Genomic DNA, 19593 nt, shown 5'->3' with positions numbered 1-19593 from the left:
TCAAGGTAACTATATGGGAATGGGAGAAAAGCGAGTTGATCTAAATCTAACTTTGAACCCATATCGGGTTCAAAGTGCAGTTTACTATATTTAATGAGGGGGAATTTAAGAAGTAACTATCTAACGACAATCTTTTGTGCGATGGCCTCAGCCAATCGTATATATCCTTGGTCATTGAGATGGATTTGGTCTGACTTAAACTCATTGTCGGCAAGTAATTCACTGAGGGTATCGGCCACAAGAACCACCCGATACTGCTCAGCCAGTTCTTGGTATATTGGTGCGTCGCTTAGAAACAGCGACTTTTGCGGCACTGCTACAAGGATGACTTGCAAGCCGCGCTGCTGCGCCAGCGCTATCATGGCGCCCAGATTAGCTTTAACTACATTCATTGGTTGATTACGCAAAAAGTCATTGCCACCTTCTAGCAGTACCAGTGCATCGGCAGGATTTGCCTCAAGTGCCGCTTCTAAGCGAGCTAATCCACCCTGAGTTTGCTCACCTGAAACACCACTGGCGATAACTTCTAGGCCCGTTAATTGCGCTAAGTGCTGCGGATAAGTGGTATTTTTCGCGCCTAATGAGACCGTTAAACTGTCACCAAATGCGATAATAGTTGCATCGCGGCTCAGCGAAACTTGGCTCGAGTCTGAACATGCAACTAACAATACAACATAGACTAACGCGAGCAGACGTTTCATTTTTTTAAACTCAATGTGCCACCAATGCGCTTTTGGTTGGTCTTTGCTGGTTTATCTTTGTCACGAGTCTGGCCACCTTGCTTGTTACTGGGTTTGCCAGACGGCTTGGTATACGACTTTTCATTTGACTTACCATATGGTTTCTTTGCTGGCTTGCCACCTGTCTTGTTGGCTGGTGCGCCGGCGCGTTTACCATCAGGTTTGTGCGATGCTCGCTCGTTTGTTCTCAAATTCTGACCTTGGCGCTGTTCATGCTTATCACCGCGCGATGAAAAATTGTCGCTATGCGTTCGCTTTGATGGGCGAAATTCAGGGTCACGGTCATTTTGCTGGTGTGGCTTTTTCATGACTTTATTGATGTCTTGAGAGTGTTCTTCTGTTTTGCCAGAATCAGCAATCAAATCATTGATTGTCGCCATCTCCGACTCACTTAAATGGCGCCATTGGCCGGCCTTTAAACCCTCAAGAGTGACATTCATGATGCGCGTACGCTTGAGCTTAGTCACCTCATAGCCCAAGTATTCACACATACGACGAATTTGACGGTTTAATCCTTGGGTGAGAATGATGCGGAAGCGATCACTGCCCACTTGCTCAACCTTACATTTTTTGGTCACCGTGCCAAGAATAGGAATGCCACCCGCCATACGTTCAACAAAACGTTGATTTAACGGCTTATCTACCTGAACCTCATATTCTTTTTCGTGGTTGTTCCCTGAGCGCAGGATTTTATTGACGATATCACCTTCATTTGTGAGAAAAATAAGGCCCTCGGACGGCCTATCTAATCGTCCTATAGGGAAAATACGCTCAGGGTAATTAATAGCGCTGACGATGTTACTTTTGATTTTGCTCTCTGTAGTACATGTGACGCCCACCGGTTTGTTGTACGCAATATACACACGCTTAGGTTTAGCTTTTAGCGGTTTACCGTCAATCAAGATCACATCTGCATCGCTGACTTTGTCACCCATTTGCGGCACGCCGCCGTTGACTTTTACTCGGCCAGTACTGATTAACGTGTCGGCTTCTCGGCGAGAACAAAAACCGGTTTCACTGATGTATTTATTAAGGCGTGTTGGCAAGCTCATTTTTTCTACAAATAAACGTTCAATTGTGCCTATTGTAATAGAGTCGCTGTAAAAAATCCGAATTTACTGGTGCAGTTCAGTGTAAATAATGCAAAAAGAATAGCTATTGCGACGTAAAATGCTGTTCCAAAATACTAGACACATCAAACGGGTAGTCCGTCAGACTGGAGTTGTGAGTACGCGTATATTGCTTGAAATCGATGTCTCGCCAGTTCAGAGGCTCTACAAGTGGCTTTATTCGCAATACGTTATCCGCATTGGCAATTGCTAACTTAAAACTGATATTGGCTGGGAGCCGCGCTTTTTCACCGAGTTTATCGTGGTCATAGGCTTTAATGACCGCCCACGCCCCCATTAAAAAATGGCCGCCGACAGAAGCTGTAAGCTGCTGTTTTTCGATTCTATTTAACGCCGCAGGTAACCAGTCAAAACCACCAATAAAAATATCATTATTCACATGCTTACCAGCTAAAATAGCGGCATCAGACGCAGCCATGGCCATTTCATCTGAGGCGCTCCAAATAATATTAGTTTCGGGATAACGGCGTAAAAGTAGAGTGGTTTGCTTAGCTGCCAAATCTGCGCGCCATTGTGCGTGCACCAATTGACTCAGAGGCACCTTTTCAAGTGATAGAAAGTGCTCCATCCCTCGAACTCGGTGGTCAGTCTCTGCCCCGTAATGACCACCAATTGCCACCAGCGATACGTGGTTCATATTTTTAGCCTTGGCTTGGCGGATGAGCTCTTGGGTTAAGTCAGAACCTGCTTGCTCATTGTCATGACTAAGCTCTGAAAGCCAGTATTTTAGTTTCTCTCCAGGTAGCCCAATGGCTTCACGCTCTTTTTCTGAAAGGGTTTGTTCAAGTGTAATGTAAAAGACTTTGTGGGCTTCGAGCAGTTTCATCGACTGCCCGTCTCCACCCGGGTAATTGATTAAAATGGCATAATCCGGAGCAGGGTTTTTGGCTAAATATTCTTGCAAGTTCTGTTGCTGAAATTCGCGGTGCGCGTCGCCGTAAATCACGTCGAACTTCATCTCTAAGTCTTGCGCAGCATAAGCGGTGAAAGTTTCTACCTTACGCCAAAAAGGATCATCTGAGTGTGAAGGATTGATGAGCAATACACTGGTTTTGGCGCATATCAGCGGCGCAAACGCGAGTCCTAAAGTTAACAACAACGACTTACACCAGTTCATTCAATGCTCCAAGGTCACATACTTTGCATACTTACTTGTACACGTTCACTATATTCTAGATTTTAGGGACATAAAACGCCAGAGCCACTCTGCGGGCCCTTGCCTAAAAAAGTGTAAATACACATTACATACCAGCACCATGAGCACCATGACCATTAAAGCTAAGCCCATATAATCTCGTAACACAAATGTTCGCGCGAAAACGTCACCATAAAAATGCACAAGTGTGACCATCACGATAGATTGCGCCAAATAGCAGCTCAACGACATCCTACCGACATTGGCAATAGCACGGTATATAAAGGTGCGAGGGAATGAATACGAAGTTAAAATATGCAACGCCACGATGGCTGTAACGAAGCCACTGATAGATGTTGCGACCATAGCGAGTATTTGTGAGAAATCCGTTTGCTCCACTAAGTGCCATACACTAACGAGTGCGCAAATCACTATCACCCATACGAGTGCGCTTTTGTGCTCTTTAGACCAAGGGCGTGTTAACCAGCCACTGCGCCAAGCCCAGATGGTTAACAACATAAAGCCTAACTCTAACCACAGCACACCAATTAACAATGCAAGCAGCATGAGCCCTGCGTTCAGCGCGTTATCAGCTCTCGTTGCAAAAAAATCACCAGTAAATGCAGCTAGAAACTGCTGATAGTATTGAGATTCATAGGTTAACATCGGCATGTCTGACAATATTCCGATACCGAATAGTAATACCGCCCCCAAACCACAGAACAACAAGCCATTGCGCTTGATGCCCTCAAGCTCATCGTTAAGCATGCTAAGGGCAATCAAACCCGCAATAGCGTACCCAAGCAAAATGTCGCCCGCCCAGATAAAAAAGCTATGGACAATACCGAATACCAACAGCACTTTAAGACGGCGAGTTAAATATATAGAAGGCGAATTGCTCCCAGAATACTTTGACCATTGAGCGACTAAACCGATGGTAAACAGTACAATAAATAAACCACGGAAACGTCCATCTAGTATTACCGCTTGAACACTACGTAATGCAATATCAAGCAAGTTGTCGGGCGTTGGTGACACATAGCCATATTCAAAATTCACGAAAAAAGGCGCGTTCAAGAAAAAAATACCTAATATCGCAATTCCTCGTAAAATATCGAGGTCAACGCGTCGCCCAGTCATCGGCATAATGGCTTCCATTGCCTGATCAGAGTCGAATAGCCGATGGTTATTCAAGGTGCAGTTCCTGCTTCAGTTCCAAACAAAGCGATACCATGCATGTAAAGTATTTGTAAGACAAGGCGATTTTGAGCTCAGTAACTATTTTTATATACGGGTATGATTTACATCAAAAGATTAGAGTTGATCGAACATTTGCGACCAAGTGATCGCAGAAGCATGCATACTGGGCAATTCTTTATCACCAATATTCAAGGGCTGACAGGCCTTTTGCATCGCCCACCAACTGCCACTTTCATAAGCTTTGACAAGTTCAAGGACATAAAACAGCGTGTTATTTTCTCCTGTCAAAGCCTGCGCAATTTCGTCCGGAAATGGCAAATTATCAACTATTTTTTCCATGGGCCTATCGAGCATGGCGTCAATCAATGAGAACAACCCCACTAAAAATGCGCTATTCGCTACTGCTGGAAAGTGGCGTTTGGCTACCAACTCACAAAAACGTGCCCGAATCGAAGATAAGCGAGTCAGTTCCAATGGCTTCTCATGAGAAATGTGTGCGGTCACAATCAGGGCAACGAAGCGCCTCACGCGCTCTTCACCAAGATAGACTAAAGCTTGTTTGATAGAGTCGATTCGCTCTTGCAGTGGGAATAAGCCTGAATTTATAAATCGCAACAGCTTATATGCTAGACCTGTGTCCTGACTAAAAATGTCAGCCAACTTACTGAGATTTAAATTTGGCCGCAGGGCCTCAGCATAGATTGCCATTACTAATGGCGAGCGCGTTGAGCAATCTTTTTGAGCGACCATTTGCGGTTTGGCAAAGTAATACCCTTGGAAAAACTCGAAGCCACGACGTTTTGCTTGCTCGTACTCGTCTTGTGTCTCTACTTTCTCCGCTAAATATTTAATCTTTGGATACTTGCGCAACAACTCCATGGTTTGGTCAATCTCTTCAAATGTAGAATGACGCAAATCGAATTTAATCAAACGCACAAGTTTTAAAAACTTTTCCCAGCGGGGCTCATATTTAAAATCATCAAGGGCAAGACGAAAGCCTTTGTGGAACAACTCATTTACGAGCTGATAGTGCTCCTCATCAGGAGTAACATTTTCAAGAATTTCAATGACAACTTTGTCATTGGGGAGGAAGTCAGCTAGACGCTCTTTGAGAGATTGCTCACCAAAGTTGATTAAGGCTTTGCGACCGCCTGTAATAAAAGATAGCCCTTGGTTTAATTGGTTATCGCAAATAAGCTTGGCCGTAGCGACCTTGTCCTCAACATCCGGAAAACTATTCTCAGCGCTGTCGCGAAACAATAATTCGTAAGCAACGACCTGATTGTGTTTATTAAATACCGCTTGTCGAGCTACAAACACATCCAAATCGAGTCTCCTTGTAAGATACGTTTCTTATTAGCCTCAATGCCAACTCAAACTGATGTGTGAGTCTGATTTTGCTTTGTAGGCTTAACCAGTTAATCATTATACTGCGCTGATAAAACCAAACAATCGAACAAAAGCATAGGGTTAGTAACCCACCTAAAAAAGCATAGTTAATAAAATCCTGAGTGCGAACCTTTATGAGAGAAAATTACGATTAATCGCCGCGAAATAAGCTCAAGCGACTTGTTGTTCTTTGTTAAGCACAGTAAGGTGTTTGTTTTGGTGTGATTGAAACGTTAGCGAAATTGTGCGCTATCCTTTTGTTCGACACACATAGTGAAGGCTCGCCGGTGCCCTGCATTGGCTGATTGCTTATTAGAATCTCGACATAACACTTACAACATGGAGCAAACAATGCGTTTATCCGTTATTGCTGCAGCAATCGCTGCAACAACGCTTCTATCAGCGTGTAGCGAACAACCAGCTACTAACTCACAAGAACAAAAGCCAACTGCCGCACAAAGCGCACCAGCTAAAGAAGTCGCGCAGGAAAATCTATTTTTACGCCCAAGCCCATTGCAATATATGGCACCTGAATTCGACAAAATTACGATGGACATGTATGAGCCAGCGTTTGCAGCAGGTATTGAAGAGCAGAAGATCGAAATCGACGCGCTAGCTAAAAATCCGGGCCGCCCTTCTTTCGAAAATACCCTTGTGGCGATGGAAGAATCAGGAGAAATCCTCAAGCGAGTTCGCGCGGCATTTAATAACTTGTCAGGCCTCATTTCAAATGAAGAATATCAGCGCATTGAAGCCAAAATGGCGCCTATCATGGCTGAACACCGCGACAACATTTATCTGAATAAAGATTTGTTTGATCGTGTCGCCGCTATCTACAAGGAAAAAGACAAACTAAGCAAAGAAGACCAGCGCTTAACTGAATACTACTACAAGCAGTTTGTTCGCGCGGGCGCGAATCTGGATGCGGACCAAAAACAACGCATGCGTGAAATCAACGCTGAGCTTTCGAAACTCAGCACACAATTCTCACAAAACGTACTCAAGTCCTTCAAAGAAGATACTATTTTAGTGACTGACGAAGCACAACTTGCAGGCTTAGGCGCAGACGAAATCGCCAGTCTAAAAGCCGCTGCTGAAAAAGCGGGTAAAGAAGGTTACCTAATCACTCTGGTTAACACGACCCGCCAGCCAATTCTTTCAAGCCTAGAGAACCGCGAACTGCGTGAAAAAGTGTGGCGTGCATCGGCGATGCGAGCACAGCAAACCAATGGTCCAATCGCTATCAAAGAAGCGCAATTACGTGCCGAGAAAGCGCAGCTACTTGGCTTTGAGTCATGGGCTCACTACCAACTTGATGACCGTATGGCGAAAACGCCAGGCGCAGTATTTACTATGCTTGACGACCTAGCTCCTAAAGCAGTGGCGAAAGCGAAAAAAGAAGCCGAAATGATTCAAGCCGCTATCGAAAAAGACGGTAAAGACTTTGAATTACAGCCATGGGATTGGGCTTACTACGGCGCTAAAGTGCGCGCTGAAATGTTTGATATCGATGCAAGCTTAGTGAAGCCATATTTCGAAATGAATACCGTTATCAACGATGGTTTGTTCTTCGCTATGAATAAGCTCTACGGTATCACCATGAAAGAGCGCAACGACATTCCGACCTATCACGAAGACGTGTTTGTATGGGAAGTGTTCAACGAAGACAGCAGCTCGGTAGGTTTATTCTACCTTGACCCATATGCTCGTGAAGGTAAGCGCGGCGGTGCGTGGATGAGCTCTTATGTTGGCCAAAATCACTTAGAAGGCACCAAGCCGGTAATTTATAACGCGCAGAATATTCCTAAACCAGCTGAAGGCCAACTTACCCTGATGACCTTCTCTGAAGTAACAACTATGTTCCATGAGTTTGGTCATGCAATCCATGGATTGTTCTCAGACGTAAAATACCCTTCACTTGCAGGTACAGCGACGGCGCGTGATTTCGTCGAATTCCCTTCACAAGCAAACGAAGACTGGAATATCGAACCAAGCGTGTTAGCAAACTATGCGAAACACTACCAAACTGGCGAACCTATTCCTCAAGAACTGCTAGAGAAACTACTTAAGTCACATACCTTCAACCAAGGTTTCGACACTACTGAGTACTTAGCTGCTGCATTACTTGATATGGAGTGGCATTCAATTGCGCCTGGTACTCAAATTGAAGATGTTGCCCAATTCGAAAAAGCAGCACTTGAGCGCCATGGTATTGATTACTACCCTGTACCACCTCGCTACAAAACGTGTTACTTCAGCCACATCTTTGCTGGTGGCTACAGTGCGGGTTACTATGCATACCTGTGGACAGAAGTATTCGCAGCAGATGCGTTTGCACACATGCAAAACGAAGGTGGTTTAACGCGCAAAAACGGCGACCATTATCGTAAAGAGGTATTGTCGCGCGGTAACAGCCGTGACTTGATGCAAAGCTATGTTGAGTTCCGTGGCCAACAACCTACCACCGACGCGCTGTTAAAACGTCGTGGTCTTGTTGATGGTGATGACAAGTAAGCAACCGCTTTTAAAATCTTATAAAAACGCGACTTAGGTCGCGTTTTTTTATGTCCGCTAAAGCAATAAACAATATCGATTGGTATACTCGCCCCTCAACGCGGTATCGGTATCTATATGATCAAAAAATCTTTTCTTTCACTGCTGATAATCAGCACACTTATTGTGCTGACTGTGGGTGGCTATTTGTCTTATCAACTCTACAAGCACAAATACACGACACTTGACCCTAAACTAAAAGAAGTCTCAGGTATCGAGTTTGATAAACGTGGCAACCTGTGGGCCATAAATGATGGTGGTGACGGGCCATTCCTATACCAAGTGGATGAAAAAGGTAAAATTGCCAAGCGCATCGAAGTCACCAATGCCAAAAACATAGACTGGGAAGACATGACACAAAACGAGTTTGGTCATTTCTTTTTGGGCGACTTTGGTAACAATAAAAACAATCGCCGTTGGTTAACTATCTACAAAATCGAAAATCCAATCGATATCAAAGGCGACACCACTGAAGCGGAAATCATTAAATTCACTTACAAAGATTTGTGGGATGCACCAGTTACACCGGATCGCAAAAATTTTGATCTAGAAGCCTTTGTTGAATATAAGCACCATTTGTATTTGTTCACAAAAAATAGAACGAGTCCATTTGACGGTAAAACTAATCTTTATCGTATCGGTAATCACGCTGATAACTATGAAGCCCACTTTATCAGTTCATTTGAAACTTGCACCACAGCAGAAAAGCTGTGCTGGATCACCTCCAGTGCTATGAGTCCAGACAGAAGCAAACTGGCGTTATTAGATAGCACGGATTTATGGTTGTTTGATTCTTGGCAAGGGGATGACTTTTTCTCTGGCAATGTACAAAAAATCAATTTAGGTATAGTCACACAAAAAGAAGCGGTGACCTTTTATGACAACAATACAGTTGTGATTGCCGACGAGGAATTTAAAGGCATCGGCCGCAATGTGTATGTGTTTAAACTCGACGAACAAGTTTTACAAAAAGTAGAGCTCAAAACCGTGGACCAGTGATCTGACTGCTCACATTCGCAGTAATTTGATATATAGTTGATGTATAACAACTTTAATAATTACTCTTCGTTTAAGGACACCTACCTTGATTGAAAGCCCTGTTTTAGAGCGCCTGAGTCAGGCACTTGAAACCGTTGTATTTAGTTATGGTGGCTCGGATTTCACCGTTGCTAAACTGATTCAAATTCCACTGCTTATTTTGTTTGTGTGGTTGTTGGTGCGTTACGTCGGTAAGCTCATCCACAAGCGGATCGTTAGTAAGCGCATCGGACCTGATGCTGCGCTGCTGTTTAAACGTATTTATCTGGTGCTGTGTATCATCATTATTACCTTCACCACACTAGAAGTGCTTAATATTCCACTTACGGCTTTTGCCTTTGTCTCCGGTGCAGTGGCAATCGGTGTTGGCTTTGGTGCTCAAAACATCATTAATAATTTTATCAGTGGTTGGATCCTGATATGGGAGCGCCCTATTCGCATTGGGGATTTCTTAGAAGTTGCTGACGCCAAAGGTGTGGTAGAAACGATTAACACTCGCTCCACACGCATCCGCCGCAACGATGGCGTGCACCTGCTCGTACCCAACAGTCAACTACTCGAAAACACGGTGATCAACTGGACATTGATGGACACCATGGCCCGCACCTTTGTGCGTGTGGGTGTTGCTTATGGCAGTGATGTTGAGCAAGTGGAGAAGTTATTGTCAGAGGTCCTGCGAAATAACTCAGCGATATTGCAAGACCCGGCCCCAACAGTGATTTTTGCAGACTTCGGAGACAGTGCCTTGATATTTGAAGCAGTATTTTGGGTAAACGCTGAAGCTGAGTCCAATGTGCGTAAAGTAAAAAGTGACATTCGCTTTGCCATTTGCAAAATGTTCGCACAGCACAATGTAGTAATAGCCTTCCCGCAACGCGACATACATTTGAACGGCGAATTACTGCTTAAGCGAGACTAATTAACGCGTACGATAAAAGAGCGATGATACGCTCTTTTATCGTTTAAACTTGGTTTCCAAAATCACCGAAGACGTGGTTCTTTCTACCCCATCTAAATTGCCAATGTCATCCAATAAATGACTCAGCTTTTCTAGACTTTGTGCCTGCACTACGGCAATAAGATCGTACTCACCACTAATTGCATAAAGTTCAGTGATTGCATCAATATGTTTGAGTTCAATGTTGGTTTTGGTCGTCAGTTTTTGCTTAACCTTTATAGATACGTGCGCCGACACCATGGACGACAAATATGCATCACCATATTCTACACTGTAGCCTTTAATAACACCTGTTTCTTCCAACTTTTGCATTCTACTTTGCACCGTTGAACGGGATAAATCGAGCGCTCTTGCTAAGTCAGAGACACTGGCTCTGGCATTAGTTCTGAGCATCGCCAACAGCTTTTCGTCTTGCGAACTAATCATTTTGATAACCGTTTTCGTCAATTTGATGCTCATTATACGCAAATTTATCAATATGACACTGCAATTTTATACACAAAGGCGTCACTATAGTGGCATAACAATCTACTATAATTAGGAGCCGCAGTGAAAAGGTCTCCTAACTCTCATATTGAAGGTGTGTCATGCAAGTAAACCGCGAACTATTTAATGAAGTAATGGTACCTAACTACAACCCATCAGAAGTGATCCCTGTGAAAGGTGAAGGCTCTCGCGTGTGGGACCAAAACGGTACAGAGTTTATCGATTTTGCTGGCGGTATCGCAGTAAATTGCCTTGGCCATTGTCATCCAGCTTTGGTTACGGCACTTAAAGAGCAAGGCGAAAAGCTTTGGCACTTATCTAATGTCATGACTAACGAGCCTGCTCTTCGTTTAGCTAAGAAACTTACTGACGCAACGTTTGCTGACAAAGTGTATTACGCTAACTCAGGTGCAGAAGCAAACGAAGCAGCGCTTAAACTAGCTCGTCGTTGGGCTCTTGATAAATTCGGCGCACAGAAATCAAAAATTATTGCCTTTAACAAAGGTTTCCACGGCCGTACTTTCTTCACTGTTACCGTTGGCGGTCAAGCAGCTTATTCTGATGGTTTTGGTCCAAAGCCAGGTGATATCGTTCATTGTGATTACAATGATATCGAGACTTTCAAGTCACTCATTGATGACAACACCTGTGCGGTAATGATGGAGCCACTGCAAGGCGAAGGCGGCATCATTGCGCCTACCGCTGAATTTGTTCAAGCAGTACGTGAGCTTTGTGACAAACACAATGCCCTGCTTATTTTTGATGAAGTACAAACAGGTGTGGGCCGTTTAGGTCATTTATACGCATACCAAGGTTTAGGTGTTACACCTGATATCCTGAGCACAGCAAAAGCACTTGGCGGTGGTTTCCCTATTGGTGCCATGCTAACAACAACAGAAATTGCCGAGCACCTCAAGCCTGGCACGCATGGTTCAACTTATGGTGGTAACCCACTTGCATGTGCTGTTGCAGAAGCTGCGTTTGATACTGTAAACACACCAGCGGTGCTAGAGGGCGTTAAAGTCCGTGAACAACTATTCCGTGATGGACTGACTGCGATTAATGATAAATACAATGTTTTCAGTGAAGTACGCGGTAAAGGCCTGCTTTTAGGTGCGGTATTAAACGATAACTATAAGGGTAAAGCACGCGATTTCCTTAACGCTTCAATCGACAATGGTCTTATGAGCCTAGTTGCGGGTATGGATGTGGTTCGCTTCACTCCTTCTTTAGTTATTCCTGAAGCCGATATCAAAGAAGGTCTAGCCCGCTTTGAAAAAGCGGTTGCTCAGGTTGTTGCAGCGCAATAATCGCTGCTAGCGGCGATATTAATCATGCTAGTTTTACGACCAATATGCGGCGATGACTTCGCCGCGTTAAAGCAAATCGCCATCGAGTCTGGGCATGGATTTACCTCCTTGCCTGTCGATGACGACCTTCTACAAGCAAAAATTGCACGAGCGCAAGCCAGCTTTGCTAAGTCAGTCAAAGGCCCCGGCGACGAAGGCTATTTATTTGTATTAGAAGATACCGAATCAGGCGAGATAGTCGGTACCACAGGTATAGAAGCGGCGGTTGGTTTGAGTGTTCCTCTGTACCATTACCGCGTATCAACCTCAGTACACCACAGCCCTAGCCTAGACGTATACAACACAGTAGAAACACTGTCTATGTGTAATGACTACACGGGCTGCTCTGAAATATGCACTTTGTTCTTACGGGAGGATTACCGCCGCGGATTAACTGGGCGTTTTCTATCTCGCATTCGCTTTCTCTTTATGGCTGAACACAGTGACCGCTTTAGTGACACCATCATCGCAGAAATGCGCGGTGTCAGTGACCAAGACGGTCATTCACCGTTTTGGCAGTGGCTGCAAAAGCACTTTTTCTCTATCGAGTTTCCGCAAGCGGATCACCTTGTTGGTTTAGGGGATAAAACCTTTATCAGTGAGCTGATGCCGAAATACCCGATATACGTGAGCCTATTGAGCCCTCAAGCACAAGCGGTGATCGGTGAAGTACATGAAAATACCGCACCAGCGCTGCGCTTGTTGCAACGCGAAGGCTTTGAACATCGTGGTTATGTCGACTTATTCGACGCAGGCCCAACCATAGAAGCCAAACTTGGTAACATCGCCACAGTGCGTCAATCAAAGGTATGTCCGGTTTTAATCAAAGAAGATTTGCGCCCACAAGGCACAACTTGGGCCATTTGTAATGACAAGGTCAAAGATTTTCGAGCAATCTTCTCTGATGCAGTGCAGTACTGTGACATCAAACATCAACTTTATTTAAATGCGCAAACAGCCCAAATCCTTGGTGTATCACAAGGTGATTCGGTTCGTTTTTTCGCATTATCTAGTCGTTAAGGAATGGTTATGCAAGTGCAATTAATCAATAACGAATGGGTCGCAGGTCTTGGCCCAACATTTACTTCTATTAATCCAAGCAAGAACGAACAAATTTGGCAAGGACAAGGTGCCAGCGCTGAACAAGTTGATGCTGCGGTTAAAAGTGCACGCGCGGCACAATTTTCTTGGGCGCAAACCAGTCTTGAAGAACGTATCGCACTGTTAGAGCGCTTTGTAGAACAGCTTAAAGAAAATGCCGAAGCCCTAGCTGTGACCATTGCTGAAGAGACGGGCAAACCAGTTTGGGAAACACGCACCGAAGTAGGCGCAATGACAGGCAAAATCGCCATTTCAATCAAAGCGTATAACGAGCGCACGGGCACAGTTGAAAATCCAATGCCAGGCGCGCAAGCCTTTATTCGTCATAAACCTCATGGTGTAGTAGCCGTATTTGGCCCCTACAACTTCCCTGGCCATCTGCCAAATGGACACATTGTTCCAGCAATCCTTGCGGGTAACACTGTGGTATTCAAACCATCTGAGCTGACGCCAAAAGTGGCGCAACACACGCTTGAACTATGGGTAAAAGCTGGCCTTCCTGCGGGTGTGATAAACCTAGTGCAAGGTGAGATTGAAACAGGCAAAGCACTGGCTTCGCACCAAGATATTGATGGCCTATTCTTTACCGGTAGCTCGCAAACAGGTCATTTACTGCATCAACAATTTGGTGGTCATCCTGGTAAGATCCTTGCTCTTGAGATGGGTGGTAACAATCCGTTGATCATCAAAGGTGTGAGTGATATCGATGCCACAGTTCACGATATCGTGCAGTCAGCCTTTATTACTTCAGGTCAGCGTTGTACATGTGCACGTCGTTTGTTTATTGAAACCGGTGAGCAAGGTGATGCGATTCTCGCGCGCCTAATTGAAGTAACCAAAAACATCAAAATTGGCGACAGCTTCGCGCCAGAGCAACCATTTATGGGTGCAATGATCAGTGCTAAAGCGGCGGCAGGCATGCGCAACGCGTACGAGCAACTTATCAATCAAGGCGCTACTTCTTTATTAGAAATGAAGCATCTTGATGAAAGTACGGGTTTTGTTACGCCGGGTATCGTCGATGTATCAAACATCACCATGGCCGATGAAGAACACTTCGGCCCGCTTCTGAAGGTGTATCGTTATAGTGACTTCGATGCAGCAATCAATGAAGCAAACAATACTTCGTTCGGTCTTTCTGCAGGTCTACTTGGTGATTCACAACAAGATTATGATTACTTTTTAAAGCGTATCCGCGCAGGCATTGTGAATTGGAACCGTCCAATCACTGGCGCTTCAAGTGCAGCGCCATTCGGTGGTATCGGTGCCAGCGGCAACCACCGCGCCAGTGCGTATTACGCAGCAGATTACTGTGCCTACCCTGTTGCTTCTGTAGAAGCTCCAAAAAGCACGTTACCAGAAAAATTAGCGCCGGGCTTAATGCTTTAATAAAGAATAATTCACGCAACTACGCGTTAAGGAACAAACATGCACAACGATGTAAACACACTATTTGAAAAGCTTTGGGACAACTACCTTGAAGTAACCCCATCAGCGGTAAAAGTTCATGAGCTTTTGGGTTCGACACAACAAGACGATGTGATCAACGATCATATTGCCTTGCGTACTTTCAACCTACCAAAAGTGGGTTTAGAGAAACTAGCAGCTCATTTTTTAGCTGTAGGCTACAAAGAATGTGGTGAGTACCATTTTGAAGCGAAAAAGCTGTACGCGAAGCACTACGAGCACTCAGATCCAACTCAACCTAAAGTATTTATCTCTGAGCTGTTAGTTGAAAAATGCTCTGAAGAGCTGCAAAAAGTCGTTCACCAAATGGTTGAGCAAATTGACGAAGATGCGGTGACTGCAGACAATTTTTTATACTCAGGTACACACTGGCAAGTGAGCCATGAGATGTATAAAACATTGCTAGAAGAGAGTGAATACGCTGCTTGGATGGCAGCTTGGGGTTATCGCGCCAACCACTTCACAGTGAGCATTAACCACCTAGCTCAGTTCGATACTATCGAACAAGTGAACCAAAAGCTTAAAGATGCAGGTTTTGCCCTGAACACGTCTGGCGGTGAGATCAAAGGTTCACCAGAGGTGCTACTTGAGCAATCATCTACCCTTGCAGACGATGCAAAGGTCGCATTTAGCGATGGCGAATACGCCGTTCCTAGCTGCTTCTATGAATTTGCACTGCGCTATTTAAAGCCTGATGGAGAGATCTACACAGGGTTTGTAGCAGCATCTGCTGATAAAATCTTTGAAAGCACAAACGCACGATAATTTATCTGTGTTTGTATTGGGTCTTGCAGTAACCCCGAATTATATCGGGGCTACGCAAGGCCTGATGTTTGGTTTTTCTTCCCGACATCCTTTTACGCCACAAGCAAAAGCTCGACTCTTTGAGTTCATTGCGCATCAAGGCAATGACCGCTTTTTCATCTAGACCATACAAATGTTCAATGGCTTCAAAAGGCGTTCTATCTTCCCATGCCATTTCAATTACACGAGACTTATCACTTTCATTTAACATATTCATCTCTCAAGCGTTTTGATAGTTAAACGTACTATGTGATGAAGCGATCACAGGGCAACTCAACTTTACTTTTTAAAGCTATCAGTTGCGACCTGCAGCTGAGCATCAAATTTTGATAATTACCCCAGCCTTTTATCATCTGAGAGATATTTGGGGGAAGAAGTAAATATCGCGTTAGTTATCGACCCTCTAGTAATGCAATCCACAATAGTTACTGATAATTCCATGACCCGACATAATAAAACGCTATGTTTTTACCAAGTTACCCTAATAGCGATTTTATATAGCCCACTGTCACATTTTTTGATCTAGTTAAACAAACCTATACTGGGTACGAGTTATATTTCAGTTTGAACTATCTATAAAAACGGATTAGGAGCTAACTATGCTTGGTGAAAAACACTCTTTGATTAACGAATTCCCGGAATTTAATGAATTAATTCATGTGCTTGCTAAAAATGATTTGCACTTCAAAAAGGCCATGCAGCGTTATGATGATATGGACAAAGAAATCCGTAACTTGGAACTGATAAACTCCCCTATCGAGGATACTGATATGCACCAGAAGAAGCATCAACGCGCGGCGTTAAAAGACGAGTTATATGACTTTCTAAAAGCAAACGCATAAAGACATAAAGCTAGCAGCGCGCCGTCAATTTGAAGTTGGCACGGTGCGCTCTAGAATTGAAAGATGCCAAGCTCAGGATCAGGAACTACTGCGATGAATCTGAGCTAATCTAGCGTGGCTGATATTGCAAGTTGTTGATTTTTGACCCGCAATAAAAACAATGTGTCCTGCGCGCAGAAATACGATGGCCACAATCAGAACAGTGAGTTGCCTGAGCTACTTTGTCATCTAACTTTCCATCGCGTAAATCAATCTCCTCAATCTTTGCCATGATCTGGGACTGACTCACCCCCAAGTCATTCAGCAATTCCAGGGCGGCTAGATTCATCAAGTATAACTGATCTATTTTTTCAGAGAGGGTCTGCGTATGCGCTTCATTTTGATAGGTGCGAACCTTACTTTGGTCCCCTTGTACTGAGTTTTTAGAGATTCTTAAATCTTGAAATAAGTTGTGTAGTGATGTCATTAAGCCCTCTTATTATTAAGCTACTAACAAAGATAACGCCCATCTCTCAAACACGCTTTTAGAGAGCTCTGAACGAGAAAGTATCTCTTGTAATTAATTATGATTATTCACAGTTTCCCGATAGTTCAATAACTTAATTGACTTCACAGGCACTTAATCAATATGACTTAAATATATCGAGGCCTCAACAACTGCCACCAAATACCCTCATTAGCAATGGTGATAAGCCCAAAGATGCAACCAAAGTCGAGCTTCTATCTCATTGGCAAACTTTTTGGGCATCGAGCTTTTACCTTGCTAACAGCGCTAGCTATCCTAAAATTTACAGTAATAACGACGATGTCCCAGCGGCACGCACCTTTTAACAAAGGATAGGGTTTGGGTAAAAAGCATAACTCAACGGCGCATATGGAAAGAAATGTGCTAGTGCTGAGCTTTACCGAGGATATGTGCTTAACTGATCAAAGTTCCTCTTATCATACATGGCGTTTTGTTAATGCTGACACCCTAGAGTCAGCTACAACAATTGTTGAACAATACAATTGTTGCGTTGCAATTGCCGTAATTGATCCAGTCAGACAAGCATGTTTATTGAAGGCCGTTGAAAAACTATCAGCACAATTTAACAACCTCTTGTGGTTGGCCATTTCTGCTGACAGCAGCTCTTTGGCTGGCAATCTGAGCTATTGCTTTACCGATTACTTTATGGACTATCATCACCTGCCCATCGATTGGCAGCGCTTGGATCATTCACTCGGGCACTTATACGGTATGGCACAGATGCGCTTGCTCGCGCAAAAAGAGCAAGCGGCGACACGGTCGAATGCGTTAGTGTTTGGTGAATCTAGAATCATGCGCGATGTGATACAAACTATCCAGAAAGTAGCAAACACAGACGAAACGGTATTGATAGGCGGTGAGACTGGAACAGGTAAAGGATTATGCGCGCAATATATCCATTCTTTGTCTCCACGCAGCTCAGGTCCATTTGTTACAGTCAATTGTGGCGCTTTGCCACCAACACTTATTCATTCTGAACTTTTTGGCCACGAGAAAGGCGCGTTTACGGGGGCCGAACGACAATATATCGGTAAAATTGAGCGAGCACATGGCGGTACCCTATTCCTTGATGAAATTGGTGATTTGCCACTTGAGTTACAAATTAACCTACTACACTTCTTGGAAGAGCGCCTTATTGAGCGCGTGGGTGGGCACAAGACCATTGAAGTAGATTGTCGCGTTATTTTCGCAACCCATGTCGATTTAGAAAATGCCGTAAACCAAGGCACGTTTCGCGAAGATTTGTATTACCGTATCAATATCATTCAGCTTGAGATACCCAGTCTGCGCAATCGCAGACAAGACATCCCAGTATTAGCGAATGACTTTTTGGATAAGTTTACGCCGCAAAATCAGAATTTTGCATTTTCTTCTACCACGGTTGATCTCATGCTCAGATATGGGTGGCCGGGAAATGTTAGGGAGCTAAAGAATAGAATCCAACGCGCCATTATCATGAGCGATACTGGCATTATTAATGAGTCTGATTTAGGTATAAAAGCGGGCTTCACTGACAGTGAAGAAGGCAGAATGATTGATCTGGTTCAACGTAGAAATGACATTGACGCGCAGTCGGTGTTAGATGCGATGGAGCAGAATAATCATAACGTGTCCGCCGCTGCGAGGGACCTTAACATTTCTCGAACGACCTTTTATCGTCTGCTTAAGAAGTGCAACATTAAATTGTGACCAGACTCGGTGAACATGATGAGGACCATCAAATGAAACCACACATTTTAACGCGCACTGTGTTACTTGGGTCATCCTTATTGCTCTTTGCTTGCCAAGGCGACAACGCCAAGTTGGAAGAAGAAGTGAAAGCATTGAGAGCCGATATTGTAGAACTAAAACAGCAACTTAATACCGTCGCGAGTCAAGTCGATGACATTCATATCATTGCCCAAGCATCGCAACAACCGCAAACAAAAACTCTGCCTACCCAGAACGACTTCAATAGTGGTGGTACATTACCTGAACTAGGTGATTCCACCGCCACCTTGGCTATCGTAGAGTTTTCAGATTATCAATGCCCATACTGTAAACGCTTTATCGATACCACCTTTCCCAAGCTGAGAGCTAACTATATCGATAAAGGCAAAGTGAAATACGTTACCCGTGATTTTCCTCTTGGCTTTCATACCAAAGCTAAGGGTGCTGCCGTAGCAGCGAATTGTAGCTTAAAGCAAGAGGCCTATTGGCCAATGCGAACCTTGTTGTTTAATAACATGCGAAATCTGGGTGACGAACTCTACCAGCAAAGTGCTCAAAACTTATCGCTCAACATGGAACAGTTCGAAACCTGCCTGGCAGATCAACAAATTATGCAAAAGATAGAAAGAGATTTAAGTTACGGTTCGTCCTTGGGTATTCGAGGTACGCCTAGCTTCTTGATAGGTAGGATTGAGAATAATCAACTGGTAAGCCCCCAGTTATTAGTCGGTGCGCAGAGCTACGAGACTTTCGCCGGCATCCTTGAGAGCCTTGAAAACAGCAAAACAAAGTAAGTTATGATGCATGTTAGCGCATCGAGGTAAACTCTCACGCTAACATGCACTCAAATCAGGAACTGTCCACACTGTTCACCAAGGTCGTGAACACTATGCTACACAATCTTAACTATATGAATATCTGAGCATTTACACCTTAAATCAAGGGCTTTAACTTGTGCCTTTTATAAAAACTGTTACTCCTGCGTAACACTCCTATTCACCTAAAGTTCAGATAAAGATATCAAATCACTATAAATCAATACCTTAGTATATTGGTTCAATCTTTGCTCTATACCCCTACCTGTGTAATTTCACCCCCGTAGTCTGGACAGATCTCTACGGCCGATGGAAGGCTCACACTTTATACCGACTAAGCAGTAATAAAC

The 19593-nt window shown here is 44.1% G+C and carries 18 protein-coding genes; 10 read left to right on the top strand and 8 right to left on the bottom strand.

Annotation, left to right across the window (positions count from 1 at the left end; genetic code table 11):
• Window positions 1-116: 116 nt before the first annotated feature.
• The 5 genes from V1358_RS14595 to V1358_RS14575 all read right to left on the bottom strand — a co-directional run bounded on the left by V1358_RS14595 (window position 117) and on the right by V1358_RS14575 (window position 5531).
• Complete coding sequence (locus V1358_RS14595) at window positions 117-701, bottom strand: GDSL-type esterase/lipase family protein (RefSeq protein WP_347394002.1); 585 nt, start codon at window positions 699-701, stop codon at window positions 117-119.
• On the bottom strand, window positions 698-1792 hold the full coding sequence (gene rluF / locus V1358_RS14590; RefSeq protein ID WP_347394001.1) for a 23S rRNA pseudouridine(2604) synthase RluF: 1095 nt from the start codon (window positions 1790-1792) through the stop codon (window positions 698-700). Before rluF ends, V1358_RS14595 begins: the two co-directional genes overlap by 4 nt.
• A gap of 103 nt (window positions 1793-1895) precedes the next feature.
• Window positions 1896-2987, bottom strand: coding sequence for an ABC transporter substrate-binding protein (locus V1358_RS14585; RefSeq protein WP_347394000.1), 1092 nt, complete (start codon window positions 2985-2987; stop codon window positions 1896-1898).
• Between the two features lie 48 nt (window positions 2988-3035).
• Entirely contained in the window at window positions 3036-4199 is a 1164-nt protein-coding gene (locus V1358_RS14580; RefSeq protein WP_347393999.1) for a DUF418 domain-containing protein, read from the bottom strand.
• Window positions 4200-4319: 120 nt separating this feature from the next.
• Window positions 4320-5531 carry an EAL and HDOD domain-containing protein gene (locus tag V1358_RS14575; protein WP_347389941.1) on the bottom strand — a complete coding sequence of 404 codons (1212 nt, stop codon included), beginning with the start codon at window positions 5529-5531 and terminating at the stop codon, window positions 4320-4322.
• Between the two features lie 414 nt (window positions 5532-5945).
• On the opposite strand from V1358_RS14575, the gene V1358_RS14570 reads away from it, so the two are divergent.
• The 3 genes from V1358_RS14570 to V1358_RS14560 all read left to right on the top strand — a co-directional run bounded on the left by V1358_RS14570 (window position 5946) and on the right by V1358_RS14560 (window position 10104).
• Complete coding sequence (locus tag V1358_RS14570) at window positions 5946-8108, top strand: M3 family metallopeptidase (protein WP_347393998.1); 2163 nt, start codon at window positions 5946-5948, stop codon at window positions 8106-8108.
• 117 nt (window positions 8109-8225) lie between these two features.
• Window positions 8226-9146: a hypothetical protein gene (locus V1358_RS14565; RefSeq protein WP_347393997.1), complete on the top strand. Its 921-nt coding sequence runs from the start codon at window positions 8226-8228 to the stop codon at window positions 9144-9146.
• Between the two features lie 85 nt (window positions 9147-9231).
• Window positions 9232-10104 carry a mechanosensitive ion channel family protein gene (locus tag V1358_RS14560; RefSeq protein ID WP_347389944.1) on the top strand — a complete coding sequence of 291 codons (873 nt, stop codon included), beginning with the start codon at window positions 9232-9234 and terminating at the stop codon, window positions 10102-10104.
• Window positions 10105-10140: 36 nt separating this feature from the next.
• Here the strand turns inward: V1358_RS14560 and V1358_RS14555 are convergent, their stop codons facing one another.
• Complete coding sequence (locus V1358_RS14555) at window positions 10141-10569, bottom strand: Lrp/AsnC family transcriptional regulator (protein ID WP_347389945.1); 429 nt, start codon at window positions 10567-10569, stop codon at window positions 10141-10143.
• A 161-nt stretch (window positions 10570-10730) separates the two neighbouring features.
• Here V1358_RS14555 and V1358_RS14550 point away from each other — a divergent pair, with 161 nt between their 5' ends.
• From V1358_RS14550 to V1358_RS14535, 4 genes are read left to right on the top strand one after another with little or no spacing between them, the layout of a single operon-like run.
• Window positions 10731-11939: an aspartate aminotransferase family protein gene (locus tag V1358_RS14550; protein WP_347389946.1), complete on the top strand. Its 1209-nt coding sequence runs from the start codon at window positions 10731-10733 to the stop codon at window positions 11937-11939.
• Window positions 11940-11963: 24 nt separating this feature from the next.
• The gene (gene astA, locus V1358_RS14545) at window positions 11964-12998 is read left to right on the top strand and encodes an arginine N-succinyltransferase (RefSeq protein ID WP_347389947.1); all 1035 of its coding nucleotides are present in this window, start codon (window positions 11964-11966) and stop codon (window positions 12996-12998) included.
• 9 nt (window positions 12999-13007) lie between these two features.
• Window positions 13008-14468 (top strand): succinylglutamate-semialdehyde dehydrogenase, encoded by a 1461-nt coding sequence (gene astD / locus V1358_RS14540; RefSeq protein WP_347393996.1) that lies wholly within the window; start codon window positions 13008-13010, stop codon window positions 14466-14468.
• Between the two features lie 39 nt (window positions 14469-14507).
• A complete protein-coding gene (locus tag V1358_RS14535) occupies window positions 14508-15311 on the top strand; it encodes a DUF1338 domain-containing protein (RefSeq protein ID WP_347389949.1) in 804 nt (267 codons plus the stop codon).
• Between the two features lies 1 nt (window position 15312).
• Here the strand turns inward: V1358_RS14535 and V1358_RS14530 are convergent, their stop codons facing one another.
• The gene (locus V1358_RS14530; protein WP_347393995.1) at window positions 15313-15561 is read right to left on the bottom strand and encodes a TIGR03643 family protein; all 249 of its coding nucleotides are present in this window, start codon (window positions 15559-15561) and stop codon (window positions 15313-15315) included.
• A 388-nt stretch (window positions 15562-15949) separates the two neighbouring features.
• Here V1358_RS14530 and V1358_RS14525 point away from each other — a divergent pair, with 388 nt between their 5' ends.
• On the top strand, window positions 15950-16192 hold the full coding sequence (locus V1358_RS14525; protein ID WP_347393994.1) for an HP1242/YdcH family protein: 243 nt from the start codon (window positions 15950-15952) through the stop codon (window positions 16190-16192).
• 109 nt (window positions 16193-16301) lie between these two features.
• Here V1358_RS14525 and V1358_RS14520 read toward each other — a convergent pair whose 3' ends face one another.
• Window positions 16302-16658 carry a zinc ribbon domain-containing protein gene (locus V1358_RS14520; RefSeq protein ID WP_347393993.1) on the bottom strand — a complete coding sequence of 119 codons (357 nt, stop codon included), beginning with the start codon at window positions 16656-16658 and terminating at the stop codon, window positions 16302-16304.
• Window positions 16659-17036: 378 nt separating this feature from the next.
• Between V1358_RS14520 and V1358_RS14515 the strand changes: the two genes are divergently transcribed.
• On the top strand, window positions 17037-18407 hold the full coding sequence (locus V1358_RS14515) for a sigma-54 dependent transcriptional regulator (RefSeq protein WP_347393992.1): 1371 nt from the start codon (window positions 17037-17039) through the stop codon (window positions 18405-18407).
• A gap of 32 nt (window positions 18408-18439) precedes the next feature.
• Window positions 18440-19222 carry a DsbA family protein gene (locus tag V1358_RS14510; protein WP_347393991.1) on the top strand — a complete coding sequence of 261 codons (783 nt, stop codon included), beginning with the start codon at window positions 18440-18442 and terminating at the stop codon, window positions 19220-19222.
• Window positions 19223-19593: the final 371 nt, after the last annotated feature.

It is taken from the genome of Pseudoalteromonas pernae, from assembly GCF_039831865.1.
Taxonomy (GTDB): domain Bacteria; phylum Pseudomonadota; class Gammaproteobacteria; order Enterobacterales; family Alteromonadaceae; genus Pseudoalteromonas; species Pseudoalteromonas pernae.
The sequence above is the reverse complement of the archived record's forward strand: the minus strand, read 5'-3'. Positions and strand labels throughout refer to the sequence as shown.

What these genes read in the sequence shown, in the direction of transcription:
- V1358_RS14525 (WP_347393994.1), top strand. Translation starts at nt 15,950, where the DNA reads ATGCTTGGTGAAAAACACTCTTTGATTAACGAATTCCCGGAATTTAAT.
- V1358_RS14585 (WP_347394000.1), bottom strand. Translation starts at nt 2,987, where the DNA reads ATGAACTGGTGTAAGTCGTTGTTGTTAACTTTAGGACTCGCGTTTGCG.
- V1358_RS14520 (WP_347393993.1), bottom strand. Translation starts at nt 16,658, where the DNA reads ATGACATCACTACACAACTTATTTCAAGATTTAAGAATCTCTAAAAAC.
- V1358_RS14555 (WP_347389945.1), bottom strand. Translation starts at nt 10,569, where the DNA reads ATGATTAGTTCGCAAGACGAAAAGCTGTTGGCGATGCTCAGAACTAAT.
- rluF (WP_347394001.1), bottom strand. Translation starts at nt 1,792, where the DNA reads ATGAGCTTGCCAACACGCCTTAATAAATACATCAGTGAAACCGGTTTT.
- V1358_RS14550 (WP_347389946.1), top strand. Translation starts at nt 10,731, where the DNA reads ATGCAAGTAAACCGCGAACTATTTAATGAAGTAATGGTACCTAACTAC.
- V1358_RS14595 (WP_347394002.1), bottom strand. Translation starts at nt 701, where the DNA reads ATGAAACGTCTGCTCGCGTTAGTCTATGTTGTATTGTTAGTTGCATGT.
- V1358_RS14510 (WP_347393991.1), top strand. Translation starts at nt 18,440, where the DNA reads ATGAAACCACACATTTTAACGCGCACTGTGTTACTTGGGTCATCCTTA.
- astA (WP_347389947.1), top strand. Translation starts at nt 11,964, where the DNA reads ATGCTAGTTTTACGACCAATATGCGGCGATGACTTCGCCGCGTTAAAG.
- astD (WP_347393996.1), top strand. Translation starts at nt 13,008, where the DNA reads ATGCAAGTGCAATTAATCAATAACGAATGGGTCGCAGGTCTTGGCCCA.
- V1358_RS14530 (WP_347393995.1), bottom strand. Translation starts at nt 15,561, where the DNA reads ATGTTAAATGAAAGTGATAAGTCTCGTGTAATTGAAATGGCATGGGAA.
- V1358_RS14535 (WP_347389949.1), top strand. Translation starts at nt 14,508, where the DNA reads ATGCACAACGATGTAAACACACTATTTGAAAAGCTTTGGGACAACTAC.
- V1358_RS14565 (WP_347393997.1), top strand. Translation starts at nt 8,226, where the DNA reads ATGATCAAAAAATCTTTTCTTTCACTGCTGATAATCAGCACACTTATT.
- V1358_RS14570 (WP_347393998.1), top strand. Translation starts at nt 5,946, where the DNA reads ATGCGTTTATCCGTTATTGCTGCAGCAATCGCTGCAACAACGCTTCTA.